Source organism: Delftia sp. 60 (assembly GCF_002754395.1).
Taxonomy (GTDB): Bacteria; Pseudomonadota; Gammaproteobacteria; order Burkholderiales; family Burkholderiaceae_C; genus Comamonas; species Comamonas acidovorans.
Genome location: NZ_PEFD01000001.1, coordinates 701544 through 728281, shown reverse-complemented (window position 1 = coordinate 728281; position 26738 = coordinate 701544). Strand labels below are relative to the sequence as shown.

Here is a 26738-nt window from a genome sequence, read left to right as displayed (position 1 = left end):
CTGAATAAGCGCATGAAACCCCGGTTTCTCGCTGGCTTGATGGCCCTCAAACGCCACAGGCCGGGCAGCTTGTCGCCACCCGGCCTGTTGTGAAAACCCTGAAACGGCGCATGCGCCGCCCCGCAAGAAGCGCAGGAAGAATCAGACGAACAGATCCACCCCGCCCGCTGCCGCGCGGCCACCGCCGGCCTGTGCGGCGCCATTGCCGCCCGTGACACCGGCGGCATCGACCATGGCGCTCACGCGGCCCTGGCGCGCCTGGGCGTCCGCACCCTGTCTTGCCGAATCGCCGCTGCCGGACTGGCCGCCCGCATCCACGCTGACGCCGGCCAGTTGCAGGCCCTGGGCCTGCAGCAGCTCGCGCAGCTGGTCGGCACCATTGCCCAGCCAGTCACGCGCCTGGGCTTCGCTGGCGCCAAAGCGCACATGGGCCTCGTTGCCCTGCAGGCTGACCTGCACCTGGATGGCCCGGCCCTCATGCTCCACGGACAGCGAGGCGTTCTGGTTCTTGTTGTGGACCCAGAAGGCCACCTGCTCGGACACCTGCTGCTCGCGCTCGGTGGAATTGCCCGGCTGGGCCTGGGCGTCGGGCTGGGCAAAGGCCGCGCCATTTTGGCCGGCCGCCTGCTGGCCCAGGGATTGGCCGGCATGGGCCGCGCCCACGGCAGCCGCAACGCCGTGCAGTCCGTTCGCCGCCGACTCCGTGGAGGCGGTGCCGCCGTCACGGGCTCGCTCGAACAGGCCGCGCCATTCTTCGGGCCGCACTGCGGCCATGCCGTTGAGCGCAATGCCCGACGCCAAGGCCGCGTCCTGCCGCACACCGGCCGCCAGGGCCTGGGGCGTGTGTTCATGCGTGGCCTGGGCGGTGGTTGCCGTGCGTGCGGCGGCGGCCGTCAGTGCCGCATCGGACTGCACGGCGGCCAGCACATCGGCGGCCTGGGCCTGTGCCTGGGTACGGCGCGCAGCGCCATCGGTCAGTGCCCCGGCTGCATTGGGGTCCGCAGCGGCAGCCAGGGCCGCAGCATTGGCGCTGGCCGTGGCCAGCGCCGTGCCTGCGGCATCACCGGCTGCGGACTGCGGAGCCAGGAAGGCCGCGTGCGCCACGGCGCCCTGCTCCTGGCGCAGGGCCATCATGGCGGCGCTGCCCCGGCCGGACAGCCAGTCGCCCGCCACGCCCTGCAGCATGTCACGGTCGCCCTTGCCGTCCAGATGGGCGGTCTGCCCGACCAGGCTGAGCCAGGGCGCCTGGCCGTTGGCAGCCAGCGCCATGGCATCGGCCTGCGCCGAGGTGGTCATATCGGTCGGCTCCGCCTGCGGTTGCAGCGGCAGTTGCGGCTGCAGCAGCAGGCCCTGAGCCAGGCCGGGATCGGCCAGCAGGTCTGCGGCATCCTTCAGGCCGTCCTTGGCTGCGCCCTTGAGGCTGGACAGCGCGGAAAGAGCGGCACTGCCGTCCTCGCCCAAGGCCTGGCCGAGGGCGCCCGAGGCCAGCGCCGGCAATCCGCCAATGCCATCCATCGCCGCCAGCAACGAAGAAAAGCCTGCGGCCTGGTCGTTGGAGGGCGGCTGCGTGCCGCGCGCGGAGCGAACGCCTTCCATGGCGCGCTGCATGGCGCTGCGCGCATCGGCGCGCTGTTCGATCTGGTTGGTGGACATGCGTCAAGCCTCCTGGAATGTCAGCCCGAAGCTGCGACGGAAAAACTGGATGGCCGCACGTTCATCGGTCTCCTTTTGCTCGCGGCGCATCTGGCTCAGCGCCAGATCGCGGCGGCGCACCTCGACGACCTTGCGCAGGCTGCTGACCCGCAGCTCGCAGGCCATCAAGGCCTTTTGCGCGGCCTCCAGGCGGATCGCCAGGTCGGCCAGCACCCGCGTCTGCAGGCCGATGGCGTGCTGCAGGCGGTCCATGAACTGGTACTGGTGGAACATGACCTCGGGCTGCACGGACTGGTTTTCCTGCGCGCCCCAGCGCGTCTGCATTTCCTGCACATAGTGCTGCAGCTGTTCCATTTGCGTCTGCGCGGCCTGCTGCGAGCGCAGGCGCTCCTGCACCGCCTGACGCGCCTCGTCGCGCTTGCGCGACGCGGCATCGATGGCCACCATCAAGGCATTCAAGGACGACATACCGGGGTTTCCTCCCTGTGTTCGTTATCGCGTTGGTCGCGTTTTGGCAGTGCCGCGTCGCCGCGTCACGGCCCACCGAGTGCGGCAGCCATGCCCGAGATGCTCTCGTCCATGGAAGCCGACTCGAACATGCTTTGCTGCAGAAAGGCCGCCATGGCCGGCTGCAGGCGTATCGCCTCATCCATCTGCGGGTCCGAGCCCGCCATGTAGGCGCCGACCTGGACCAGGTCCCGCCCCTTCTGGTAGCGCGAATAGACAGCGCGAAAGCGCCGTGCCAGCTCGAAGTGCTCGCGCGAGACCACGTTGTGCATCACGCGCGAGGCCGATTGCTCGATATCGATGGCCGGGTAGTGGCCCGACTCGGCCAGCGCCCGCGACAGCACGACGTGGCCGTCCAAAATGGCGCGCGCCGCGTCGGCAATAGGGTCCTGCTGGTCATCGCCTTCGGACAGCACGGTGTAGAAGGCGGTGATCGAGCCCACGCCGTTGAGGCCGTTGCCGCTGCGCTCGACCAGGGCCGGCAGCTTGGCAAAGCACGACGGCGGATAGCCCTTGGTGGCCGGCGGCTCGCCAATGGCCAGGGCGATCTCGCGCTGGGCCATGGCATAGCGCGTCAGCGAATCCATGAGCAGCAGCACATGCTGGCCCTTGTCGCGGAAATGTTCGGCAATGGCCGTGGCATAGGCGGCGCCCTGCATGCGCAGCAGCGGCGGCGCATCGGCCGGCGCAGCGACGACCACGGCGCGGCTGCGGTCCTGGGCGCCGAGGATGTCCTCGACGAATTCCTTGACCTCGCGGCCGCGTTCGCCGATCAGGCCGACCACGATCACGTCCGCCTGGGTGTAGCGCGCCATCATGCCCAGCAGCACGGACTTGCCCACGCCCGAGCCCGCGAACAGGCCCAGACGCTGCCCCCGGCCCACGGTGAGCAGGGCGTTGAGCGAGCGCACGCCGGTGTCCAGCGTCTCGCGCACCGGGTCGCGGTCCATGGCGTTGATGGGGTTGCGGTCCAGCAGATCGGCGCTCACGTCGGCCAGCGGGCCGCCATGGTCCAGGGGCTGGCCCTGCGAATCCACGACACGGCCCAGCAGGCCGCTGCCAATGGGCAGGCGCAGCACGCCGGCCGCCAGGGACACGGGCGGCTCGACACCGTCGCCAAAGCGCAGCGGTGCGACAAAGGGTTCGGCCGGCGTCACGATGGCGCCGCTGGACAGGCCCTGGATGTCGCCCGCAGGCATGAGAAACGCACGCTCGCCGGCAAAGCCGACAACCTCGGCCAGCACCGGGTCCTGGCCCTGCTGGCGTATCCAGCACTGCGAGCCCACGGGCACCTGCAGGCCCGTGGCCTCCAGCACCAGGCCGGTCAGGCGCGTGAGCGTGCCGTGGGTTTCCAGGGGAATGTCGCCCTGCAGGCGGGCGCGGGCATTGGACAGCAGTTGCTGCCAGGGCCTGGCGGCAGGCTCGGGGGTCAGTTTGGCGGCGTCGGCCAGCGGGGCGTCAACCGGCATCGCGTTCTCCGTCATACCAGGTGGAGACCAGGCCCAGCGCGGCCACGGCGCGGCGCCAGCGCTTGTCCATGCCGGCATCGACCTGGGCGCCGCCCGATTCCACGCGCACATCGCCCTGAGCGACGGAGGCGTCACTGATCCACTGCACCTTGGACTGGGCGCCATGCTCGGCGCGCAGCGCCTCGTCCAGCACGGCGAAGTCGGCGGGGTTCAGGCGCACGGTGGCGGCGCGGCCGTCGGCGGCCAGCATGTCCAGCGCCTCGCGCACCACGGGCAACAGGGCCTGGGGCTGGCTGCGCAGCTCCTGGCGGACCACCTGGCGCGCAATGTCGCAGGCCAGGTTGAGCAGTTCCTGCGCGGCATCCGTCTGCAGCTGCTTGAAGCCGGCATCCAGGCCGGACAGCAGCGCGTCCACGCGCTGCGCCGTCTCGCGGCCTGTGCCGGAGACATAGTCATCCATGTGTTGCTGCCACTGCTGCCGGGCTTCCTGGCGGCCCTGCTCCAGGCCCTCGGCATGGCCTTCGGCGCGTGCCTGTTCCAGCAGGGCATGCAGTTGTTCCTCATCCACTGCGGGGGCGGTGGAGGCCGGGGCGCCCGGCGTGTCGGCTTCGACATCCAGCACCATGGAGTCGGCCTCCAGCCGGGGCGCATCGGAGCGGCCGGGCAGCGACAGGCTGTGAAAGCCCGACGAGGAGGCAGGCGCGCGCGCCATGCCCGCGCCGCCATGCCCAGCCTGGGCACCGGATGCGGCGGGCGCACCCTGGATGTCCGGCAGACCCGCGAGGCTGGGCAGGCTTTTCAGGCCGCCCATGTGGTCCACGGCGCCGAAGCGCCACTGCACCACCTGGCGCTCGTCGATCTCCTCGGAAGGGATGAAGCGCGAGTTCATGCCGTTAGACATAGCTGTCTTCCGCACCGCTGCCGATGGTGATCTGGCCTTCTTCGGCCAGGCGACGCACCACCTTCAGGATTTCCTTTTGCTGCGCTTCCACTTCGGACAGGCGCATCGGGCCGCGGCCTTCCAGGTCCTCGCGCAGCGACTCGGCGGCACGCATGGACATGTTGGCCAGAATCTTGTCGCGCACTTCCATCGAACCGCCCTTGAGCGCGATGATCAGCGTCTCGGACACCACCTCGCGCAGCACCAGCTGCACCGAGCGGTCGTCCAGCTTGACCAGATCGTCGAACACGAACATCTTGTCCATGATCTTCTGGGCCAGGTCCGGGTCGTAGTTGCGGATGGTGTCCAGCACGGCCACGTCGGCATTGCCGCCGAGGTTGTTGATCATCTCGGCCGCCGTCTTGACGCCGCCCAGCGAGGTCTTGCGGATCTTGTCGCCGCCGGCCAGCACCTGGAACAGCACCTCGTTGAGGTCCTTGAGCGCGGTCGGCTGAATGCCTTCCAGCGTGGCCACGCGCAGCATGACTTCGCTGCGGAAACGCTCGGGCAGCTGCATCAGCACGGCAGCGGCCTGCTCGTGCTCCAGGTGCACGAGGATGGCGGCCACGATCTGCGGATGCTCGCCGCGCAGCAGTTCGGCCACGGACAGCGGGTCCATCCACTTGAGGCTTTCGATGCCGGAGACATCGCCGCCCTGCAGGATGCGGTCGATCAGCAGCGCCGCCTTGTCGTCGCCCAGGGCGCGCTTGAGCACCGAGCGCACATAGCCGCTGGCGTCGTCCACCAGCAGGCTTTGCGCGGCCGCGTCATCGGCAAAGCGGTTGATGACGAAGTCCACCTTCTCGCGCGAGACACCGCGCATGTGCGCAATGGTCTCGCCGAGCTTTTGCACTTCCTTCGGGGTGAGGTGCTTGAACACCTCGGCCGCTTCCTCCTCGCCCAGGGAGACCAGCAAGATGGCGGCGTCGTTCAGGCCTCGTTCGTCCATATCTCAGCAATCCGTGTTTTGAGAGGCTCAGGTGGCCTCGCCGTTGATCCAGGTCTTGACGATGTTGGCCACCGCGATCGGGTTCTGCTTGGCCAGTTGGCGCGCCTGCTCCAGGCGCACTTGCTCCTGCGTGGGCGAAAGATCGACAGCGGGTGCAGCCAGCGCCGGACGGTCCAGCTGCTCGCCTTCGATGGCATTGAGCTGTCCGCCCACGGCCACCGTCTTGCGGCCCTTGAGCATGGGTCGCACCAGGCCCAGCAGCAAGATGGCGCCGAACAGGGCCAGGCCGATGGGCACGCCCAGGCTGCGGGCCATGGCCAGCACTTCGGGCTGGCGCCACAGCGGCACATCGGCGGGCACTTCGTCCTGCACAAAGGGCGTGCTGACCAGGTTGACCGAGTCGCCGCGCTCGGCGCTGTAGCCCACGGTCTCGCGCACCAGGGTCAGCAGTTGCGCCTGCTGCGCCGCCGTCAGGCCGCGTGCGGCGGCAGCGACGGTGGCTGCATCGGTTGCCGCACCGGCCGCACCGGCAGCGGCCGGCGCAGGGGCGGCCACCAGAGGCGCATTGATGACCACGGCGGCCGTCAGGCGCTTGATGCTGCCCGTGCTGCCGCGTGTATGGCGCACGGTCTTGTCCACTTCGTAATTGGTGATGGACTCGCGCTTGCTGGCAGCGCGGGCGGCGTTCTGGCCGTCGGCCGCCTGGGGCGCGGGATTGGCGCCGTTGACGGGCGCGGAAGCGTTCTGGGGCGGCTGGTTGCTGGTGGCGCCGGGAATGCCCGTGGGTTGGGGCGGCTTTTGCTCGCCCGAGCTTTCCACCACCTGCTGGCTGCGCACCACGCCCGCGTCGGAGGACTGGTTGGGGCGGTGCTGCTCCGAAGTCGATTCGGTCTGGCTGAAATCCATCTCGGCCGAGACCTGCGCCTTCACATTGTTCTTGCCGACCACGGGCTCCAGGATCTCCAGGATGCGGCGCACGTACTGCTGCTCGATCTGCTGGGTGTAGTTCAGCTGCTGCATGTCCACGGCGTTGGCGTTGCCGTCGGGCGACTGCGACAGCAGTTTGCCCGAGTCGTCCAGGATGCTCACGGCCGTGGGCGCCATCTCGGGCACGCTGGAGGCCACCAGGTGCACGATGCCCGCGATCTGCGTGCGGTCCAGCACGCGGCCCGGGTACAGGCTCAGCAGCACCGAGGCCGAGGGCTTTTGCTGCTCGCGGAAAAAGCCGTTCTGATTGGGCAGGGCCAGGTGCACGCGTGCGCTTTGCACGGCGGCCAGGGCCTGGATGGAACGTGTCAGCTCGCCTTCAAGGCCGCGCTGGAAATTGAGGCGTTCCTGGAACTGGGTGATGCCGAACTTGCTGTTCTCCATCAGCTCGAAACCCGTCACCGAACCCTTGGGCAGGCCCTGGGTGGCCAGCTTCAGGCGCACATCGTGCACGCGGTCGGACGGGATGAGGATGGCACCGCCGCCTTCCGTGTAGCGGTAAGGCACGTTCATCTGCGACAGCTGGGCGACGATGGCGCCGCCATCCTTGTCGCTCAGGTTGGAGAACAGCACCTTGTAGTCCGGCTGGCGGTAGAACATGGCCGCCGCACCCAGGGCGACGACCAGCAGCACGGCGATCGCGCCCCAACGCAGGCGCGCGCCACGGTCCATGGCCGTCCAGCGCTGCTGCAAGGCAGGCTGGGGCACGGGAGTGGCTTGAGGGACAGGGATTTCAGCGACAGCAGACATCTTGGTTCCAGGTGTTCGAGCCCTGCACACACAGGACCCTAGCGTGCTGTCGATTATTCGAAGTCCGCCGCTTCACATTCGCCCGATAAGCGCGCCGTTTGGCCGTCTATTTGCCGCGATGCGAAAACCCTGCCGCCCTACGATCTCGTCATCTTGCTAACTCCGATGGAATGTGTCATGGACCTTCGCATCCCCAGTACCACCTCTCCCTGTACGGCACCCAGCTCCCCAAAGGCGTGGGCGCAGGCGACGCATCGACCAAAGTGGCGGCTGGCGGCTTCAGCCAGGCCCTTCAAGGCGCGCTGCAGTCCGTCAGTTCAGCCCAGAACAACTCCAGCCAGCTGCAGCGTGAGGTGCAGTTGGAGAACCCGGCCGTCAGCCTCGAAGAAACCATGATCGCCATGCAAAAGGCGCAGATCGGCTTCCAGGCCACGATGCAGGTGCGCAACCGGCTCGTGCAGGCCTATACCGACGTGATGAACATGCAGGTGTGAGGACGTCCGGCCCCGGCCGGACCCTCTTTGCCTCCTCAGATCGCAGGCCGCAGACCGCAGACCGAACGGGATTTGCGCGTGCCATTGCGATTGCATTGCGATTGCATTGCCATTGCCATTGCACGGCAGCGTCATTTCCGCGCATTTCGGATCTTGCCGCCTTCAGGGTCCTTGCTTCGTTTTCCCCGGATCTGGCCTCTGGCCGTCCCTCATTCCTGGCCGCCCTTCCTGCGCACGGCCATCCAGCATTCCCCCGCCTCCACCTCTTTGACCGAGCGCAGCCTCATCCCGCGCATGGATGGGTACGCCCAAGCTCCAGCCATGCCTGCGCCCGCTGCACCGATTCATTCAACCGAATCCCAGCCCGGAAAAGACAAAACCCTCGGGCACGGATGCCGGAGGGTTGAGCAGCGGAAAGAAAGAAGAGAGAGAAGAGAGAGAAAAAAGGGACGCGGCTTCAGCTGGCCGAGTGGTAGATGCGCGCCTTGCCCGGTCCGGCATGGGGATGTCCATACAGGTCGCGTCCATACGTGGCCTGGTCCGAAGTCTGGGGAATCAGCGCCGCCGCCTGGCTCTGGGCCACCACGGCCATGCGTGCCAGCTGGTCGCGCTGCATGGCCATCTGCTCGCCCAGCGCCTGGGCGCGTTCGCGCAGCTCCTGCGTCCAGTCGGCCGCGCTGAAGCGCCGGGCCAGCTCGGAGAACGCCGCCATGGCATCGCGCAGCCGGGTGCTGGACTGCTCCAGCGCGACTGCATCCTTCGATTGCAGCGAGGCGGACACCATCCGGACCACCGCGTCCAGGGAATCGAGCATCTCGCTGAGAGTCATGGGACAGGCCTTGCTGAAAAAAGAAAGCGCGTGCTCGCGCCGGAAGGAAAAAACCGAGAAAGAACCGAACCCGCGCTCAGACGCGCGAGTGCGAGAGGAATTCTTCGGAGTTGGCCAGCAGCTTGTCGGCCACGGCGTCGGCGTTCACGCGGAAGGTGCCGTTGGCAATGGCTTCGCGGATTTCCTTGACGCGGTTGGCATCGAAGTCGGCCGTGGCGCGACCAGATTGGTCCAGTGCGCGGGCCGAGGTCGAGAACGACACGGGAACACCGGCCGCCTTGGCAGGCTGGGCCTGGGCGGAGGATTCCTCGGTGGCAATGGTGCTGGCTGTCTTGGGCTGCTTGGCGGCGGCCTGGGAGGCAGCGGCGGGCAGTTCCGGTTTTTGACCTATCTTCATCTTGATTCTCCAATCGCCCTGGCGGCGTGAGGCGCTGTGCCTAGCTTTCGACTGCCTGGAACAAAACTTGAGGTTTTTTTACTGGACCAGCACCACGCCCTCGGGATTCACCACCCCGGAGATGAGCCGGCCATTATCCATGCGAACCCGCACGGTCTGGCCTTCGCCGGCGGCCGACATGGCCTTGCCCGACGATGTGACGGAAAAACCACCACCGTTGACCAGAACGCGCACTTCGGCACCCACCGCGAACAGCGCCGGCGTGCGCAGCATGTTCTGGCGCAGTGCCTGGCCTGCGGCCAGCGGGCGGGAGGCCACCAGGCCCACCCAGTCCTGCTGGTTGGCGTAGACGGCGGCCGATTCCTCGGCCCAGTCCACTTCGGCCTGGACGGCATCGTCGGCCGACAACGGGCGGCCCGAAGGCACGCCGTTTTGCAGCACCCAGGCCGGCCCCCAGGCCTTGACCGTGATGGGCAGGAACACATTCCAGGCCACGGCGCCCTGCAGGCAGCGCAGACCCAGGCGGGTACGGCCCCAAAGGCGCGAGCCTGCGGGCAAATAGGGTTCGACCTTGGCGCAGGCGGCCAGGCGCAGGCGGGGATCGAGCTGACCCATCTGCACTTCCATGCGCAGGGGCAAGGCGCCCGCGCCGGCCATGCCTTGCTGCAGGGCCTCGTCGGCAAAGCGCTGGCCGATCTGGCTGAGCTGGGCTGCACCGTCAGGAGCGTTCTGCGCGAAGGCAGGGCCTGCCAGCGACGCTCCAGCGGCAAGCGCAGCGCATGCGGCGGCGCGAGCGAGGGCTCGGACGGCGGATGGCGAATGGGCGGTGCTGAAGTTCGGCATGGCTGTGGCTCCTGACTTGCTCCGGCCTCCCGTCAGGATGGGTGGGACACCTGGAGCGATGCCAGCAAATATAGGACGAGCGCTCTTTTCCGAAGCGCCGAACTGCGCAGGCAAACGCGCTTTCTTCGCGCTTTAGCGTTCGGGCCCGATTTCCATAATCGACGCATGCCGCAGTCCGTGGGCTGCCGCCATTTCGTCAACCGATCACCGCAAATCCCAGAGGGCGAGGCCGACATGCTCGACAAGATGACTGAACGACTGGACTTCCAGAGCAAGGCGCTGGTGCTGCGCGCCGAGCGCCAGCGTGCAATCGCCAGCAACATCGCCAATGCCGACACCCCGGGCTATGTGGCGCGCGACTTCAATTTCCGCGAGGCGCTGACGGCCGTTACCTCCGGCCCCTCGCCCATGACGCTGGCCAGCGTCAGCCAGGGCGGACACATTCCGCTGCCTGCCGCCGCCTCGGGGCAGAGCGCGCAAAGCCATCTTGGCTACTCGGTGCAGGCCCAGACCAACATGGACAACAACACCGTGGACCTGGACCGCGAACGCGCCAACTTCGTCGACAACGCCGTGCGCTACGAAGCCACGCTGCGCTTTCTGAACGGCCAGGCCAAGACCATGCTGTCGGCCATCCAGGGCCAGTAAGCCGGCGCCACAGATCACAGGAGCTTTCCCATGTCCATGTTCTCCATCTTCAGCATCTCCGGCAGTGCCGTGAGCGCCCAATCGCAGCGCCTGAACGTCGTGGCCTCGAATCTGGCCAACGTTGATGCCGTGGCCGGCCCCGACGGCAAGGCCTACCAGGCGCGCCAGGTGGTCTTCCAGACCGTGGCCATGGGCGAGGAAGGCTCCTCTGGCGTGCGCGTCAGCGCCATCAGCCAGGACAACACGCCCGGCCGCCGCATCCACGACCCCCAGCACCCGCTGGCCGATGCCGAAGGCTATGTGACGCACTCCAACGTCAGCGCCGTGGACGAGATGGTCAACATGATCTCGGCCTCGCGCTCCTACCAGAACAACGTCGAGGTCATGAACACGACCAAGTCGCTGCTGCTCAAAACCCTGCAGATGGGCCAGTGAGCCCCGTCCGCACCACCTTCCAGGAGCCACTCCCATGATCTATGGCGCAGGCAGCGTCGCCAGCACGGCCGACATCAACAACAAGTCCGCCACGAGCAATTCGACCACCGACCCCGCGGCGGCGCAGGACCGCTTCCTGAAGCTGCTGGTCGCGCAGTTGAACAACCAGGATCCAATGAATCCCATGGACAACGCGCAGATGACCTCGCAGATGGCGCAGATCAACACCGTCACCGGCATCCAGCAGTTGAACAAGACCATGGAAAGCATGGCGGGCCAGTTCACCGCCATGCAGGTGCTGCAGGGCACGCAGATGATCGGCCGCACCGTGCTGACCGAAGGCAACACCCTGGGCGTGGGCAAGGAAAAGTCCTATACGGCTGCCTTCGACCTCGAAGGCCCGGCCGCCGACGTGAAGGTGCAGATCACCACCGCCAGCGGCGAGCTGGTGGACACCGTCGAGCTGGGCAGCGGCACCGCTGGCCGCAACTACTTCACCTGGGACGGCAGCAAGTACACGGGCGACGCCAGCCAGCTGCGCTACACGGTGCAGGCCACGAATGCCGACACGGTCGTGGCCTCGACCACGCTGTCGCCCCATGCGGTGCTCGCCACAGGCACCACCGACGGCAAACTGACGCTGGAGCTGGACGACGGCACCAACGTCGCCTACGCCTCCGTCAAGGCCGTGTACTGACCCCCGCACCATCCACCCAAATACATCGCAGGAGCACACCATGGGATTCCAACAAGGCCTCTCGGGTCTGAACGCCGCCAGCAAGAACCTGGACGTGATCGGCCACAACATCGCCAACGCCAACACCACGGGCTTCAAGTCCTCGCGCGCCGAGTTCGCCGAGGCCGTGGCCAGCGCCGTGGGTTCGGCCAGCGGCCAGAACAGCGGCATCGGCGTCAATGTGGCCGCCGTGACCCAGCAGTTCCGCCAGGGCCCGATCACCACCACGGGCAACAACCTGGACGTGGCCATCAACGGCAACGGCTTCTTCGTCGTGCGCCAGCCCGACGGCAGCACGGCCTATACGCGCGCCGGCAACTTCGGCCTGGACAAGCAGGGCAACCTCAAGACCGTGCAGGGCGACAACGTCATGGGCTACCCCGTGGACGCCACCACGGGCAAGGTGCTGGCCGGCGGCCAGCCCGTGCCCATGGTCTTTCCTTCGGGCCAGCCGATCGCTGCCAAGACCACGACCAAGATCGACGTGTCGCTGAACCTCGATGCGCGCGCCACGCCCGCAGCCGGCAACTCCACCGCCACGCCGCCCGTGCCCGCCACGCCGCGCGCCACCTATGGCACATCGGTCAATGTCTATGACAGCCAAGGCGTGGCCACACCTGTGCAGATGTACTTCGAGAAGGGCGCGACCCCCAATACCTGGGTGGTCTATGACGGCCTTGATGACCCGACTGCAACGCCACCCAAGACGGCCAAGGTGCTGGCAACGCTGAACTTTGACGCCGCAGGCAAACTCAACACAGTCGCGCCCAACCCCGCTGTTGCCACCATCCAGACCAACAATCCCAATTCGCCAACCCCGGGCACCGTCAGTGTGACGCTGGATTTTTCCAACGTCTCCCAGTTCGGCTCCAAGTTCGCGGTCAGCAGCCTCAAGCAGGACGGCTACACCGCAGGCGCGCTCACCGGCATCAATGTCGGCAACGATGGCTCCATCGTGGCCACCTACTCCAACGGCGTGACGCGCACCGAGGGCCAGCTGGCCCTGGCCGCCTTCACCAACACCCAGGGCCTGGGCGCCGTGGGCGACAACAAGTGGGTGGAGACCTCGGATTCGGGCCCGGCCCTGAACGGCACGGCCGAGTCGGGCACCTTCGGCTCGCTGCGCTCGGGAGCGCTGGAAGACTCCAACGTGGACCTGACCGCCGAGCTGGTGAACATGATGACCGCGCAGCGTGCCTACCAGGCCAATGCCCAGACCATCAAGACCCAGGACCAGGTCTTCTCGACCCTGGTGAACCTGCGCTGATAGCCAAGAACTGAGTCAGGAGAGCCGGCATGGACCGCATCATCTACACCTCCATGACGGGTGCCAACGCAGCGGCGCAGCGTCAGTCCGTGCTGGCCCACAACCTGGCCAATGCCGGCACCAACGGCTTCCGGGCCGAAATGTCCACCTTCCGCTCCGTGCCCCTGCAGGGCAGCGGCGCGGGCACGCGCGTGTTCGCGCTGGAGGCGACCTCCGGCTACGTGGACACGCCCGGACCCACCCAGCGCACGGGCCGCGCACTGGACGCCATGGCCATGGGCCGCGCCTGGTTCGCCGTCCAGGGCCTGGATGGCCAGGAGGCCTACACACGCAACGGCGTGTTCGAGGTTTCCCCCGAGGGCCAGCTGGTCAACAGCAACGGCCAGGCCGTGCTGTCCGACGGCGGCGGCCCCATCGACATTCCCCCCGAGTCCACGATCACGCTGGGCTCGGACGGCACGCTGACCGCCAAGACCGGCAACCAGCTGCCCGTGGCCGTGGGCCGCGTCAAGCTGGCCACGCCGCCCGAGGACGCCGCGCTGGTGCGCGGCAATGACGGCCTGTTCCGCACGGGCGACGGCGATCCGCTGCCCAACGACGAGAACGCACGCCTGCTGTCCGGCGCCATCGAAGGCTCGAACGTGAACTCGGTGGAGACCATGGTCGGCATGATTGCCGCCGCCCGCCAGTTCGAGACCCAGATGCGCCTGCTGCAGACGGCAGAAACCAATGACAAGACGGCCAGCCAACTCTTGAGCATGAACGGCTGAAAGCACTGAAAAGGAAAACGCCATGATCAATTCACTGTTCATATCCAAGACCGGCATGGAAGCCCAGCAGACCCAGCTGGACGTGATTTCCCATAACCTGGCCAACGTCTCGACCACGGGCTACAAGCGCGCCAGCGCGGTGTTCGAGGATCTGATCTACCAGAACCTGCGCCAGTCCGGCTCGCAGACGACCGAGCAGAACCAGTTGCCCACGGGCCTGCACCTGGGCCTGGGTGTGCGCACGGTGGCCACCTCGCGCAATTTCCTGCAGGGCGCCCTGCAGCAGTCCAACAATGCGCTGGACGTGGCCATCGACGGCAACGGCTTCTTCCAGGTCAACATGCCCGACGGCACCACGGCCTATACCCGTGACGGCTCCTTCCAGGTCGATGCGCAGGGCCAGCTGGTGACTGCCAGCGGCATGCCCATCGCCAACGGCGTGACCATTCCCCAGGGCGCGACCAAGGTGTCGATCAGCCCCGAGGGCGTGGTCAGCGTGACCATGGCCGGACAGGCCGCGCCCCAGCAGGTGGGCAATATCGCGATGAGCCAGTTCATCAATCCGGCCGGCCTGGAGCCGCGTGGCCAGAACCTGTTCACCGAGACCGCTTCCTCGGGCCAGCCCCAGCAGGGCCAGCCCGGCGTCAACGGCATGGGCATGATCAAGCAGGGCTACCTGGAAGGCTCGAACGTGAACGTGGTGCAGGAGCTGGTGACCATGATCCAGACCCAGCGCGCCTATGAAATGAATTCCAAGGCCATCACGACTTCGGACCAGATGCTGGCCAAGCTGGCGCAGCTGTAATCGATCTCTCCCCCTGAGCGGCTTCGCCGCTTCCCCCTCTCTCGCTGCGCGGGAGGGGGACGACACCCTCGGTGCGGGGCGGCCCTTCCTCGGTGTCCCTGGGCTGGGACATGCCAGTTCTCGAGGGTGGGGTCTGCATGCGCAGCCATGAACCATTGAACCCGGGAACATCGCCATGACCCAACGAATCTTCTCCCTTTCCGCGACGGGCACGTGCCTGGCGCTGGCGGCAGTCCTGTCGGGCTGCACGACGCTCAATGACCCGCCGCCCGTGGACATGCCGTCCACTGCGCCTCCGGTGCTGATGCCGGCCGCGCCCGTGGCGGGCAGCCCTACGGGCAGCCTGTTCAATGCCGCCAGCTACCGTCCCGGTTTCGAGAACCGGCGCGCGCGCCTGGTGGGGGACATGGTGACGGTGCAGATCGTGGAGCGCGTGACGGCCAGCCAGAAGTCGGATTCGGGCCTCAAGCGGTCCAACAAGACCACGGCGGGGATTTCTGCGCTGCCGCTGTTCTCGGGCAATGCGCTGGCCAATCTCAAGGACCGCTCGAACATCGGTTTCAACAACAACAACGACTACACGGGCTCGGGCTCGACGTCGAGCGACAACACGTTCACGGGCGCCATCAGCACGACGGTGGTCGATGTGCTGCCCAACGGCCATCTGGTGATCGCCGGAGAAAAGCAGATCGGCGTGAACCACAACGTGGATGTGCTGCGCTTCACGGGCACGGTGGACCCGCGCACGATGCAGCCCGGCAGCCTGGTCGCATCGACCCAGGTGGCCAATGTGCGCGTGGAATCGCGCAGCCGCGGACAGGCCGGGGAAGCGCAGTCAATTGGCTGGTTGTCCCGGTTCTTTTTGAACGTTATGCCGTTCTGATTCTCCGGAGAATGGACAGCATGAAAGTACTGTCCATGCTCCTGACATTGCGCCAAGCGCAGCGCCCCTTCTGGGTTGCAGCCGCCCTCGGCGCCAGCATGCTGACCCTGCCGGCGCATGCAACACGCATCAAAGAGGTCGCTGCCATCCAGGGCGTGCGCAGCAACCAGTTGACCGGCTACGGTCTGGTGGTCGGCCTCGACGGCACGGGCGACCAGACCACCCAGATGCCCTACACCAAGCAGGCCCTGGCCAATTACCTGGAGCAGATGGGCATCTCGCTGCCCGCCACAGGCAATTCGGGCCAGCTGCAGCTCAAGAACGTGGCGGCCGTGATCGTCACCGCCGAACTGCCGGCCTTTGCCCAGCCGGGCCAGGCCATCGACGTGGTGGTCTCCTCCGTGGGCAATGCCAAGTCGCTCAAGGGCGGCACCCTGGTGGCCACGCCGCTGCGCGGCGCCGATGGCGAGATCTATGCGCTGGCCCAGGGCAACCTCGTGGTCGGCGGCGCCGGCGCCTCGGCCGGCGGCTCCAAGGTACAGATCAACCACCTGAGCGCAGGCCGCGTGCCGCAGGGCGCCCAGGTCGAGCGCGCCGTACCCACACCGATCAACGAAGGCGACAGCATCACGCTGGGCCTGAACGCCACCGATTTCCAGACCGCCGACAAGGTGGTGCGCGCCATCAACCAGCGCATGGGCCAGGGCGTGGCACAGGCGCTGGACGGGCGCACCGTGCGCGTGTCCGCGCCCCAGGACCCGGGATCGCGCGTGCGCATGATCGCCGAGATCCAGGAGATGCCGATCGAGACCTCCAAGCCCTCGGCCAAGGTCGTGATCAATGCACGCACGGGCTCCATCGTGCTCAACCAGGCCGTGACCCTGGGCCCCTGCGCCATCGCGCATGGCAACCTGGCCATCACCATCAGCACCACGCCGGTGATCAGCCAGCCCGGCGCCTTCTCGCAGGGCCAGACCGTGGTGGCCCAGAAGTCCGACATCCAGATCAAGCAGGAGCCCGGCAACATCATCAACATGCCCGGCTCCCCGCAACTGACCGACGTGGTGCGCGCACTCAACACGCTGGGCGCCACGCCCCAGGACCTGCTGGCCATCCTGCAGGCCATCAAGGCAGCAGGCGCCCTCAACGCCGAACTGGAGGTGATATGAGCATCGCACTTCCCAACGGATCGCAGACTGCGGCCAGCAATGCGCTGGCGGCCGACGCCCGGTCCCTCAACGCACTCAAATTCGCGGCCGGCGAGAACAGCCCGCAGGCCGCGAAGGAAACCGCCAAGCAGCTGGAATCGCTGTTCATGCGCGAGATGATCAAGAGCATGCGCGAGGCCACCATGAAGTCCGGCCTGCTGGACAGCGCACAGGGCAACCTGAGCACCGACATGCTGGACCAGCAGCTGTCGGTGGCCATGTCGGGCCAGCCCGGCGGCCTGTCGGATGCCATCACGCGACAGCTGGCCCGCACCATGGGCTCGGAAGCCGCCGAGGATGCCGAGATCTCCGTGCCCTCCACACTGAGCATGAGCCGCATCGCCTGGCGCAGCACGGCCGGCAGCGCCAATGGCACCACAGGTGCCTGGAGCGGCAGCCGCAGCAGCGCGGCCCATTCCGTCAACGCCTACGCGCCCGCGCCCAAGGGCCGTGACAACTTCGTCGCCCACCATGGCGACGCCGCTGCACGCGTGGCGCAGGAAAGCGGCATTCCGGCCGCCTTCATGCTGGGCCAGGCCGGACACGAGACCGGCTGGGGCAAGAGCGAAATCAAGAATGCCAATGGCAGCAATGCCCACAACCTGTTCGGCATCAAGGCCGGCAAGGGCTGGACGGGCAAGGTCGCCGAGGTCACGACCACCGAATACATCGACGGCGTGGCGCGCAAGGTCACGGCCAAGTTCCGCGCCTACGACTCCTACGAGGAGTCCTTCCGCGACTACGCGCGCCTGATCACCAGCAATCCGCGCTACGAGAAAGCCATGGGAAAGACCGACTCGGCCCTGGCCTATGCGACCGAGCTGCAGAAAGCCGGCTACGCCACCGATCCCGAATACGCCAGCAAGCTCAGCCGCGCCATCCAGAGCGCCGTGCAGAGCGCGGCACGTGCCCAAGCCTAACCAGAGAACACGTCATGAGCCTTTTGAACGTCGGGTCCCGCGCCCTGATGGCGAACCAGATCGCCCTGCAGACCACAGGCCACAACATCGCCAACGTCAACACGGCCGGATATTCGCGCCAGAGTGTGGCCTTCCAGACCTCGCCGGGCCAGAACATGGGCAGCGGCTACATCGGCAATGGCGTGGATGTGAACACCATCCTGCGCAACTTCAATGACCTGCTCAACCGCCAGGCAGCCACGGCCAGCGCCGTGTCGGCGGCCGACTCGGCGCGTGCCACCTCGCTGGCGCAGATGCAGGAAGTGTTCGGCGGCGGCAAGACCGGCCTGGGCGCGGCGATCACCGACATGATGAATTCGTTCGGCGACGTGGCCGGTGCGCCCACCGACCCGTCGGCGCGCCAGGTGGTGCTCACGCGCATGAACGAGCTGGCGGCGCGCTTTCGCTCGGCATCGGCCCAGCTGGACGAGCTGGACTACAGCGCCAAGCAGCAGATGGGCAACGATGTGACCGTGGTCAACAGCCTGGCCGGCCAGGTGGCCACGCTCAATGCGCAGATCAGCCGCTCCATCGCCTCGGGCCAGACGCCCAACGACCTGCTGGACCAGCGCGACCAGCTGGTGCGCAACATCAACAAATACGTGCAGACCAGCCAGATCCCTGCGGACGACGGCAGCATCAGCCTGTTCGTGGGCGGCAGCCAGCCGCTGGTGCTGGGACCCAATTCCGCCCAGCTCACGCTCAAGGAAGCCACCGAGTTCCCGGGCAGCGGCAAGATGGCCCTGTACTTCCAGCAGCCCGGCGGCCAGAACGTGGAACTGACGCCCTCCATGCTGGGTGGCGGCGAGATCGCCGGCCTGCTGCAGTTCCAGGGAAGCGACCTGACCGAGGGCCGCAACCTGCTGGGCCGCATGGCCCTGGCCATTGGCGACTCGCTGAACGAGCAAAACAACCTGGGCCTGACGCTGTCGGGACAAAGCGGCAGCAATCTGTTCAAGCTGTCCATGGTCAGCAACGGCTCGACCACGGGCGCGCAGTGGACCGGCGCCACCACGCCGACGACCACGGTGGTCGACTCCAGCCAGCTCAAGGCATCCGACTACCAGATCGTCTTCGGCAGCACGGCGCCGGCAGGCAAGGTCATCCGCCTGTCGGACGGCAAGGTCACGGACTTCACCGACATGACCGACCTGAGCTCCAAGGAGATCGACGGCCTGCGATTCGACCTCAAGGCCGAAGGCGTGTCGGGCAACACCGTGCTGTTCCGCCCCATGGCGGCGGGCGCCCACGACATCCAGGCCGCCGTGCACTCGCCCAATGACCTGGCCGTGGGCAATCCCGTCACGGCCAGCATTGAATCCAAGGGCGAGGCCACCCTGAAAATGGTTTCGCTCCAGGCCAACTCGGGGCTGGTACTGCCCCCCCTGGGAACACCGGGCAACAAGGGCGGTGTGGCATTGAGCTTCGTTCCTGGACCGCCCGCAGGCTATACCGTCACAGGCACTAGCACACCTCCCAAAGGAGCGCCTACGCCCTATACGCCAGGAACCACCGTAGTGCCCTACACCTCCGGCCAGTCCATCGAAATCGACGGTTGGTCCGTCACGCTGACAGGCACGCCCCATGATGGCGACGTGGTCCGCATCGGCAATGCACTGGATCCCCAGTACAGCAATGCCTACCAACGCGACGCCGGCAACGCCAGCTCCTTCCTGGCATTGCGCGACTCCAAGTTGTTCGATGGCTCAACCACGCTGAGCGACGGTTTTTCCACCGCCATGGCCCAGGTCGGCACCCGCACCCAGAGCGCGCAGTACGCGGCCAAGCTGTCCGAGACCATTGCCAAGAACCTGGAGGCGGACCGCACCGCCGTCTCGGGCGTGAACCTCGACGAAGAGGCCGCCAAGCTGCTGCAGTACCAGCAGTCCTACCAGGCCTCGGCCAAGATGCTGCAGGTCGCGCAAAGCATTTTCGACAGCGTTCTGCAGACCGTAGGCCGCTGATCACCGGACAGGAGCATTCCACCATGAGCATCTCCCGCATTGGCACGGCCAACATGTACGACAGCACCATCAACAACCTGAACTCGCGTCAGACGAGTCTGGTGGACCTGATGGAAAAGACCACCTCCGGCAAGCGCGTGGTGCGCGCCAGCGACGACCCCGTGGCCGCCGCCCAGGCCGAACGCGCGCTCACGCGCATCTCCCGCTCTGAGAACGACCAGCGTGTGCTGGGCCTGCAGCGCGATGTGATCGCCCAGGGCGAATCCAAGCTGGGTACGGCCCAGGACGCACTCAAGGACTTCCGCGACAAGATCCTGGCGGCAGGCAACGGCTCCTATGACCAAAAGGCCCGTGATGCGCTGGTGCAGGAACTCCAAAGCCTGCGCGACCAGGTCTTGAGCTACGCCAATGCCAAGGACTCCAATGGCATGCCTCTCTTCCGGGGACTGGGCAGCAAGGAAGACCCCCTGACCAGCGGCACGCCTGGCGCGAGCTCCCAGTTGCAGGCAGGCCAGTCCACAGGCGGCGAGAACGGGCTGCCGATCGCGCTGGACGGATTCTCGACCTGGATGAACGTGCCTACGGGCAACGGCGTGTTTTCCGTCTCGCGCCAGTCGGTGGCCGGCAGTTCCGCCTACGCGAGCCTGGGTACCGTAACGGATCCCAGTCAACTGACCAGTGACACCTACACCATTGCCTTCGTCAAGGACCCGGTCACCAACGCCGTCACCTATAGCATCGACGCCTTCAACCCCCTGCCCGCCCCCGGGGCACCACAACCAACAAGGTTCCCGCCGGTACGGCCTTCCCCGCCGACGGCAAACTCACCGTGGACGGCATGTCCGTCGGCATTTCGGGCAACCCGGCCACCGGCGACACCTTCAAGCTGGCGCCCAGCCAGCGCACCGACCTGTTCAGTGTGCTCGACGGCGTGATTTCCGCAGTCAAGAACGGCGGCACGGACCCTGGCGGCATGCAGCAAGGGCTGGCACGCGGCCTCAACGAACTCGACGCCGGCATGAGCCGCGTCCAGGCCATGCGCAGCTTCGCCGGCGACCAGCTCAACCGCGCCGACCGCCTTGAAGACGACATGAAGAACCAGGCGGACCAGCAGGAAGCAGCGCGTTCGCGGGCCGAAGACATCGATATGATCAAGGCCCTCTCCGATGTGGACATGCAGAAGGTGGGCATGCAGGCTGCCTTGCAGTCCTATGCCTCGATCCAGAAACTGTCACTGTTCAACTTCATCAACTGATAGCCACCCGCGCATGCATCCATGGTCCAGTCCGTCCTGAGCTCTCTGACCCTCGGCTATAGGCCGCTCTGGAACCAGGCCCGCCGTCTGGCGGGCGTGCAGCTTTATCTTCACGAGGAACCCGGCGTCCAGGCCGACGTGGCCCACCTGCTGCGCATACTGCGCGAGACCTGGGGCACGCAGTCGCCGCCGGTACTGCTGTCGCCCCAGTCGCGCCAGGTGCTGTGCGACCTGCTGGAAAACGCCTCCAAGGGCAGCCCCTGGATCGAGGTGCGCGGCGACTGGCTGCAGGACTCCGCCATCTACGACCTGGTGCGCCAGGCCCATGCGCGCGGCCTCATGCTGGTGTGGCGCGGGCCACTGTCCGATGTGCCCGACGCCCAGGCCGCCCACTGGTTTGCCAGCAGCCTGCTGCACCTGCCGCCCGAAGGCGCTTCGGGCATGCAAAACCAGACAGCGCTTGCGCTGCAACAGGCCGCCCAGGCAGCCCAGGCACCGACCAAGCTCCAGGCCCTGAAGCAGGCCGCCAGGCCCGCACCCACCCTGCCGCCCCTGCAACTGCTGGGCGGCCAGATGTACGAGGGGCTGGACAGCCTGGCCCTGACCGATCTGTGCCTGGACAGCTTCCATGCGGGCGCCATCGCTGGCTGGCCCGTGGCCGATACGCTGCATGCCCAGCGCCATCACGCCGCCCTGCCCAGCCGCGACACCGTGCTCGCACTGATGCGCGCCGTCGATGCCGAGCAATCGATCGAGGCCTTCGAGCAGATCCTGGGCGAGGACCCCATCCTGGCCTATCGCTTCATGCTCTACACCAACTCCGCAGCCCTGGGCCTGCGGGGCAATGTGGACTCGCTGCGCCGCGGCCTGGTGATGCTGGGATACGGCACGCTGCAGCGCTGGCTGTCCGACCAGCTGCCCCACGCCTGCACCGAGCCCAGCCTGGTGCCCGTGCGCACCGCCATCCGGCTGCGCGCCAGCCTGACCGAGCGACTGATCGAGGCCGGCATCAGCCACGACCTGCAGCGCGAGGTCTATCTGCTGGGCCTGCTCTCGCAGCTGGACCAGCTGCTGGGCGAGCCCCTGCCCACCGCGCTGCGCCGCATTCCCGTGTCCGAGCGCGTCTTCGACGCCGCAGTGACGCGCACCGGCCCCTACGCGCCGGCCCTGCTCATGGCCATTGCGCTGGAGTCCGACGATCCCGCACCGATTCGCCAGCTGCGCGAAGAACACGCCTTCGAGATCGAGGACGTGAACCGCATCCTGCTGCGCATGCTCAGCGAACTGCAGGTGCAGCCCGCGCCTGCGGCCTGATCAGTCCACAGCGGCCGGGCGGGAAGCCTCAGCCGCCGCTGGCATCCGCAGATTCCGCCCATAAAAAAACCGCCTGAACATCAGGCGGTTTTTTTTGTGTCCGGCAGGAAGGCTGCGGATGCAGCTCCTGCCGATCTGCCCTGCTCAATGCATGGCGTGGGGCTGGCCGTCGAACATGTGCTCGAACTGTGCCAGCCAGGGCTCGGCCAGCGTGCGGATCTGGGCATCGTTGCGCAGGATGCGCTGCATGATGCGGGCCTTCTCCTTGCGCTGATCGGGCGCCAGCGGCTCGTCATGCGACTTGAGCCGCAGCTGCTCGATCAGCACGGCACAAGTGCCCTCGTAGCGCGTCACCCCCTCCCAATCCTTGTTCTGTGCGGCCTGCAGCATCTTGGCGCTGCTGTCTTCTATGGCACGGTAAAAGTCAATCAATGTCAGCTCCATTTCTAGGTCCCGGCAACGGCTGGCGTGTTGGCGATGTCGCGCCAACCATGGGCAATCGGAGCCAGCACATCCTGCGCGCTTTGCAGCAGCGCCGCGTCATTGCGCAGATTGGCCAGCGTCAGCTGGGTAATGCTGTAGTCGTAGACAGAAATCAGGTTCTGGGCCAGCTCGCCACCTTCATCGGGATTGACGGAGGCCTTCAGGCCTTCTTCCAGAATGCGCACGGCCTTGCCGATCTGCACCCCCTTCTCACCGATGTCGCCACGCTGCAGGGCTCCCTTGGCCGCGTTCAGCGATTTTTCGAGCGCGTCGAACAGCAGCTGAATCAGCTGGTGGGGCGATGCGCCGTCCACGGAGGACTGGACGCCGACCTGGGCGTAGGCACTTGCAGCACGGCGGTTGAGCGATGTGTACATGTTCGTTTCCTTGATGTCTTGTTCTTCGGCTGCAATGCCTGAAAATTTAGAGGCACCGGGCATTGGTTACAGAAAACACGACCGCCGCTCCGCATGGCTCCTGTCTATTTATTCCACTGGGAAACCTGTTGGTTCATGTAGGCACTCAGCCCCGAGTAGCCGCTCATCTTCTTGTCCAGGGACGCGTACTGCTCACGCAGGCGCTTTTCCAGCGAATCCGCTTGATCATTGACCCGGTCCTGCGACTTGCCGTTGCTCTTCTTGAGTTCCTGCAGGCTCTTGCTCTTGGTGTCGAAGGTGCCATCGAATTCCAGCGCCTTGCGCGTGAAATCCTTCATGCGCGCAGCCAGGCCCTGCGTATCAGGCTGCCCGTCCGTTCCCACTGCGGCAAACATCTTGCTCATGGACTCGGGGTCCTTCAGCGCTGCCTCGAGCTTGGTCTTGTCGCTGGCAGTCGTGCCGAAGGCCAGCTTGCCACCCTTCTGGATCTGTATGCCCATGTCGGACAGGCGCTTGAGCGTGTCAGCGCCGCCCGAGACCGTACCCGAGATCACACTGCGCAGGCTGTTGGTCATGCCCACCGTAGTGGAGTCCCCTTGCAGCACGCCGGCAGCCTTGCTCTCGGCGTCGTACTTGGTCGAACTGGCCAACGCGTCATTGAGCCCGTTGTAGGCATCCATGAAGGCCTGGATCTTCTTCTTCAAGGCATCGGTGTCCGAGGTCACCGTCACCGTCACCGGAGTAGCCGCCGCTGTCACCTGGTTCACAGTGATGTTGAGGCCGGGCAGAGTCTGCTTGAACTCGTTGGTGGTCGATTGCACCGTGATGCCATTGACAGTGATCTCGGCGTTCTGGGCGTACTGCGCCACGGAGCCCGCAGTGCCCGCACCATTGAACGCCAGGGCCGAAAGGCTGGCATCCCCACTGGCACCGACGGTGAAACCAGCATCCGCGCCCGTGCTGCGCGAGCGCAGCACGAGACGTTCACCCTGGGCATCCTTGAGCACCGAGGCCACCACGCCGGCGCCCTTGCTGTTGATGGCCTGGACCACGTCCTCCAGCTTGGCGCCCGCCGCGATATCAATGTCCAGCGGCGTGCCGGGATTGCTGAATTGGGTTCCGCCCTCGTTCCAGGTGCCCATTGTGATGGTGAGCTTGCCCGCGCCGAACTGCGTGGCCGTCGGCATGATACCGGTGGCCACCGATTGGCTACGCGCCAGCTTGTTCACCGAGATCACCGAAGATCCGGGCAGCGCATTGGCGTCCGTAACCGTAACCCCCACGGCCGTATTGGTCGTGGCGGCATTGGTCAGGCGCCATGTATCGGCATCGGCCAGCGAAGTGGCCGCATCCTGAAGCGTGGACATCAGGGACTTGATCTGTCCGAATGTGGATATCTTGGAATCCAGGACGGACGCTTTTTGCTGAAGCGGAACCAGTGACTGCCTTTGCAGGGCCACCAGTTTGGCGATCATCGTCTCGTCCAGGCCGCTACCGCTGATGCCAGCTGAACTCAAGGTGGCCATGACCATCCCTTTCTAAGTGCAGAACACCTCCGCGCCATGGCGCAGAGCGCGTCCTTGCGAACACGCACACCAAATGCCCAAGGGCATTCCCCGGTATCTTATCGACCGGTTCTTCTGGAACCTGAGGCTTTTCTTGGCCACGCCCCGCGCAGCCAGACTCAAAAGCCCCGCAGGCTCCCTCTTACTGGATCAGCTTGAGCACCGACTGGGGCAGTTGGTTGGCCTGGGCAACCATGGCTGTACCGGCCTGCTGCAGGATCTGCGTGCGGCTCAGGTTCGCGGTTTCGGCGGCAAAGTCGGCATCCATGATGCGCGAGCGTGCAGCCGCTGTGTTTTCCGAGGCAACCTGCAGGTTGGAAATTACGGCCTCAAAACGATTCTGCGCAGCACCGAAAGTGGCACGCGTGTTGTTGACTTCATCCAATGCTGTGTCGATGGCAGCCATCGACAGACGTGCGTCAGCGGCGGAGCTACTTGCACCAAGCAGGGAGCCCAAGGCGCCACTCAGCGTTGGGGGTGTTCCAGTAACGCCCAATCCCCCAGGCGCAGCAACTGACAGATTCACAGCAGAAATCGTGATCTGATTGTCTGCCCCGGTGTTGGCGCCCACCTGGAAAACTGTCGCGTCCGTACTATTCAGCAGTTGGCGACCATTGAAGCTTGTACTTCCAACTATGCGTGCAATTTCCTGCGCTAGCTGCTGAAACTCTTTGTTCAACGAGTCACGGTCTGTGGAACCGTTGGTGTCGTTGGCAGCTTGAACTGCAAGTTCGCGCATGCGTTGCAAGCTATCGCCGATCTTACCCAGCGCGCCTTCGGCCGTCTGCGCCATGGAAATGCCGTCATTGGCATTGCGCATGGCCACATTCATGCCGCGCACCTGGGCGTTCATGCGTTCGGCAATTGCCAGACCCGCCGCGTCGTCCTTTGCACTGTTGACACGCAGACCCGAAGACAGGCGCTGCATGGTCGTGCTCAGAGACGACTGAGACGTGCTGAGATTGCGCTGGGCGTTAAGCGAAACAAGATTGGTGTTGATGATGGATGCCATGGGCAGCTCCTCGTTAGGCATGAACAATGGCCAACCGTTCGACGACCCCAAGCCGCCAGAACGCCAGAAAGCACGCCAGGACTTCCAGCTCTGCCTATCTGATGCCAATGATTGTGCGGAAAAGCCCTTGCGCCAAAGCGCCGATAAAGCCCATGATCGGACGCCAATTCACCCTTCGAACACCCTCTTCGCCCACTCTTTCGGCCATAAAAAAACCCCAGGCAGATGCCTGGGGCTTGGAGAATTCCGGCCGCCTCCTGCTTGGGGAGGCAGCCGGACTCGTACTGCGATCAGCGCAGCAGGGCCAGGACGCCCTGGGGCAGCTGGTTGGCCTGGGCCACCATCGCCGTGCCGGCTTGCTGCAGGATCTGCGAGCGGCTCAGGTTGGCGGTTTCCGAAGCGAAGTCGGCATCCATGATGCGGCTACGGGCCGAAGCGGTGTTCTCGGAAGCCACTTGCAGGTTCGAGACCACGGCCTCGAAGCGGTTCTGCGTGGCACCCAGCACGGCGCGCTCGGAGTTAACCTTATCCAGGGCCGTATCCAGGTTGCCGATCACGGTCGCCAAAGCGGTAGCATCCAGCGCTGCGGCTGCCGTGTTGCCGATAGAAGCGCCGGTGATGGCTGCGATGTCGGTATCAGTGCCCAGATTGGTCGTGGTCACCTTAATCGTGTCCTGAGCCGAGGTGTTAGCACCGACTTGGAATGTGAAGCCGTCCGTGGTGGCGTCAGTGCTCAGAATCTTCTTGCCGTTGAAATCAGCGCCCTTGATCACGCGGTCGATTTCCTTGCCCAGCTCGACGAATTCCTTGTTCAGCGAAACCTGGTCCTTGGCACCGTTGGTGCCGTTACGGGCCTGCACAGCCAGTTCACGCATACGCTGCAGGGCGTCGGTCACCTTGGACAGGGCGCCTTCAGCGGTCTGGGCCATCGACACACCGTCGTTGGCGTTCCGCACAGCCACGTTCATGCCGCGGACCTGGGCGTTCATGCGTTCTGCGATGGCCAGGCCAGCGGCGTCATCCTTGGCGCTGTTGACGCGCAGGCCGGACGACAGGCGCTGCATGGTGGTGGACAGCGAGCTTTGCGAAGTAACCAGGTTGCGCTGGGCGTTCAGCGATTGCACGTTGGTGTTGATAGACATGGCCATGGTGACAACTCCTAATAAAGTCAGTTACGTCGCCGCCACGGTGCCCTCGCTTATCGCAAGGCGGGCGGCGGCGGCCCAATCCGACCATCGG

General features: G+C 66.0%; 27 protein-coding genes and 1 pseudogene. 14 read left to right on the top strand and 14 right to left on the bottom strand.

What is annotated here, in order from left to right:
* Positions 1-141: 141 nt before the first annotated feature.
* From CLV01_RS03295 to fliF, 6 genes are all read right to left on the bottom strand, one after another.
* On the bottom strand, positions 142-1653 hold the full coding sequence (locus CLV01_RS03295; protein ID WP_099732395.1) for a flagellar hook-length control protein FliK: 1512 nt from the start codon (positions 1651-1653) through the stop codon (positions 142-144).
* 3 nt (positions 1654-1656) lie between these two features.
* Entirely contained in the window at positions 1657-2121 is a 465-nt protein-coding gene (gene fliJ / locus CLV01_RS03290) for a flagellar export protein FliJ (RefSeq protein WP_012202574.1), read from the bottom strand.
* Positions 2122-2186: 65 nt separating this feature from the next.
* The gene (fliI, locus tag CLV01_RS03285; RefSeq protein ID WP_099732396.1) at positions 2187-3629 is read right to left on the bottom strand and encodes a flagellar protein export ATPase FliI; all 1443 of its coding nucleotides are present in this window, start codon (positions 3627-3629) and stop codon (positions 2187-2189) included.
* The gene (locus tag CLV01_RS03280; protein WP_099732397.1) at positions 3619-4530 is read right to left on the bottom strand and encodes a FliH/SctL family protein; all 912 of its coding nucleotides are present in this window, start codon (positions 4528-4530) and stop codon (positions 3619-3621) included. The genes fliI and CLV01_RS03280 overlap by 11 nt, the downstream gene beginning before the upstream one ends.
* Positions 4523-5518, bottom strand: coding sequence for a flagellar motor switch protein FliG (gene fliG / locus CLV01_RS03275; RefSeq protein ID WP_012202571.1), 996 nt, complete (start codon positions 5516-5518; stop codon positions 4523-4525). The genes CLV01_RS03280 and fliG overlap by 8 nt, the downstream gene beginning before the upstream one ends.
* Positions 5519-5545: 27 nt before the next feature.
* Positions 5546-7255 (bottom strand): flagellar basal-body MS-ring/collar protein FliF, encoded by a 1710-nt coding sequence (gene fliF / locus CLV01_RS03270; RefSeq protein ID WP_063327630.1) that lies wholly within the window; start codon positions 7253-7255, stop codon positions 5546-5548.
* A 177-nt stretch (positions 7256-7432) separates the two neighbouring features.
* Here fliF and fliE point away from each other — a divergent pair.
* Positions 7433-7749, top strand: a pseudogene (fliE, locus tag CLV01_RS03265) (flagellar hook-basal body complex protein FliE).
* 457 nt (positions 7750-8206) lie between these two features.
* On the opposite strand, the gene CLV01_RS03260 reads toward fliE, so the two are convergent.
* The 3 genes from CLV01_RS03260 to flgA form a co-directional block, all read right to left on the bottom strand.
* Positions 8207-8578 (bottom strand): hypothetical protein, encoded by a 372-nt coding sequence (locus CLV01_RS03260; RefSeq protein WP_012202568.1) that lies wholly within the window; start codon positions 8576-8578, stop codon positions 8207-8209.
* 76 nt (positions 8579-8654) lie between these two features.
* Positions 8655-8975, bottom strand: coding sequence for a flagellar biosynthesis anti-sigma factor FlgM (gene flgM, locus CLV01_RS03255; RefSeq protein ID WP_012202567.1), 321 nt, complete (start codon positions 8973-8975; stop codon positions 8655-8657).
* 78 nt (positions 8976-9053) lie between these two features.
* The gene (flgA, locus tag CLV01_RS03250) at positions 9054-9818 is read right to left on the bottom strand and encodes a flagellar basal body P-ring formation chaperone FlgA (RefSeq protein WP_013800366.1); all 765 of its coding nucleotides are present in this window, start codon (positions 9816-9818) and stop codon (positions 9054-9056) included.
* Between the two features lie 234 nt (positions 9819-10052).
* Between flgA and flgB the strand changes: the two genes are divergently transcribed.
* The 13 genes from flgB (at position 10053) to CLV01_RS03190 (ending at position 22062) form a co-directional block, all read left to right on the top strand.
* Positions 10053-10466 (top strand): flagellar basal body rod protein FlgB, encoded by a 414-nt coding sequence (gene flgB / locus CLV01_RS03245; RefSeq protein WP_013800365.1) that lies wholly within the window; start codon positions 10053-10055, stop codon positions 10464-10466.
* A 30-nt stretch (positions 10467-10496) separates the two neighbouring features.
* Positions 10497-10901, top strand: a complete 405-nt coding sequence (gene flgC / locus CLV01_RS03240) for a flagellar basal body rod protein FlgC (RefSeq protein WP_012202564.1) — start codon at positions 10497-10499, stop codon at positions 10899-10901.
* A 34-nt stretch (positions 10902-10935) separates the two neighbouring features.
* The gene (locus CLV01_RS03235) at positions 10936-11598 is read left to right on the top strand and encodes a flagellar hook assembly protein FlgD (protein WP_012202563.1); all 663 of its coding nucleotides are present in this window, start codon (positions 10936-10938) and stop codon (positions 11596-11598) included.
* 40 nt (positions 11599-11638) lie between these two features.
* The gene (gene flgE, locus CLV01_RS03230) at positions 11639-12904 is read left to right on the top strand and encodes a flagellar hook protein FlgE (RefSeq protein ID WP_099732398.1); all 1266 of its coding nucleotides are present in this window, start codon (positions 11639-11641) and stop codon (positions 12902-12904) included.
* 29 nt (positions 12905-12933) lie between these two features.
* Positions 12934-13674, top strand: a complete 741-nt coding sequence (locus tag CLV01_RS03225; RefSeq protein WP_013800363.1) for a flagellar basal body rod protein FlgF — start codon at positions 12934-12936, stop codon at positions 13672-13674.
* 22 nt (positions 13675-13696) lie between these two features.
* A complete protein-coding gene (gene flgG / locus CLV01_RS03220; RefSeq protein WP_013800362.1) occupies positions 13697-14479 on the top strand; it encodes a flagellar basal-body rod protein FlgG in 783 nt (260 codons plus the stop codon).
* A 175-nt stretch (positions 14480-14654) separates the two neighbouring features.
* Positions 14655-15362 carry a flagellar basal body L-ring protein FlgH gene (locus CLV01_RS03215; RefSeq protein WP_063327631.1) on the top strand — a complete coding sequence of 236 codons (708 nt, stop codon included), beginning with the start codon at positions 14655-14657 and terminating at the stop codon, positions 15360-15362.
* 20 nt (positions 15363-15382) lie between these two features.
* Positions 15383-16531: a flagellar basal body P-ring protein FlgI gene (locus CLV01_RS03210; RefSeq protein ID WP_012202558.1), complete on the top strand. Its 1149-nt coding sequence runs from the start codon at positions 15383-15385 to the stop codon at positions 16529-16531.
* Positions 16528-17490 carry a flagellar assembly peptidoglycan hydrolase FlgJ gene (flgJ, locus tag CLV01_RS03205; RefSeq protein WP_099732399.1) on the top strand — a complete coding sequence of 321 codons (963 nt, stop codon included), beginning with the start codon at positions 16528-16530 and terminating at the stop codon, positions 17488-17490. Before CLV01_RS03210 ends, flgJ begins: the two co-directional genes overlap by 4 nt.
* A gap of 14 nt (positions 17491-17504) precedes the next feature.
* Positions 17505-19493 carry a flagellar hook-associated protein FlgK gene (flgK, locus tag CLV01_RS03200; RefSeq protein WP_099732400.1) on the top strand — a complete coding sequence of 663 codons (1989 nt, stop codon included), beginning with the start codon at positions 17505-17507 and terminating at the stop codon, positions 19491-19493.
* A 23-nt stretch (positions 19494-19516) separates the two neighbouring features.
* Positions 19517-20428, top strand: a complete 912-nt coding sequence (locus CLV01_RS03195) for a flagellin (protein WP_257221181.1) — start codon at positions 19517-19519, stop codon at positions 20426-20428.
* Complete coding sequence (locus CLV01_RS29380; RefSeq protein ID WP_257221180.1) at positions 20332-20748, top strand: flagellin; 417 nt, start codon at positions 20332-20334, stop codon at positions 20746-20748. Before CLV01_RS03195 ends, CLV01_RS29380 begins: the two co-directional genes overlap by 97 nt.
* 21 nt (positions 20749-20769) lie before the next feature.
* Positions 20770-22062 (top strand): HDOD domain-containing protein, encoded by a 1293-nt coding sequence (locus tag CLV01_RS03190; protein WP_034398042.1) that lies wholly within the window; start codon positions 20770-20772, stop codon positions 22060-22062.
* A 144-nt stretch (positions 22063-22206) separates the two neighbouring features.
* On the opposite strand, the gene CLV01_RS03185 is transcribed toward CLV01_RS03190, so the two are convergent.
* The 5 genes from CLV01_RS03185 to CLV01_RS03165 all read right to left on the bottom strand — a co-directional run bounded on the left by CLV01_RS03185 (position 22207) and on the right by CLV01_RS03165 (position 26647).
* A complete protein-coding gene (locus tag CLV01_RS03185) occupies positions 22207-22506 on the bottom strand; it encodes a flagellar protein FliT (protein ID WP_012202553.1) in 300 nt (99 codons plus the stop codon).
* A gap of 2 nt (positions 22507-22508) precedes the next feature.
* On the bottom strand, positions 22509-22922 hold the full coding sequence (gene fliS / locus CLV01_RS03180) for a flagellar export chaperone FliS (RefSeq protein ID WP_034399135.1): 414 nt from the start codon (positions 22920-22922) through the stop codon (positions 22509-22511).
* Between the two features lie 104 nt (positions 22923-23026).
* Complete coding sequence (gene fliD / locus CLV01_RS03175; RefSeq protein ID WP_099734996.1) at positions 23027-24448, bottom strand: flagellar filament capping protein FliD; 1422 nt, start codon at positions 24446-24448, stop codon at positions 23027-23029.
* Positions 24449-24629: 181 nt separating this feature from the next.
* Positions 24630-25499 carry a flagellin domain-containing protein gene (locus CLV01_RS03170; RefSeq protein WP_099734997.1) on the bottom strand — a complete coding sequence of 290 codons (870 nt, stop codon included), beginning with the start codon at positions 25497-25499 and terminating at the stop codon, positions 24630-24632.
* A gap of 290 nt (positions 25500-25789) precedes the next feature.
* The gene (locus tag CLV01_RS03165; RefSeq protein ID WP_099732402.1) at positions 25790-26647 is read right to left on the bottom strand and encodes a flagellin N-terminal helical domain-containing protein; all 858 of its coding nucleotides are present in this window, start codon (positions 26645-26647) and stop codon (positions 25790-25792) included.
* Between the last annotated feature and the right edge of the window lie 91 nt (positions 26648-26738).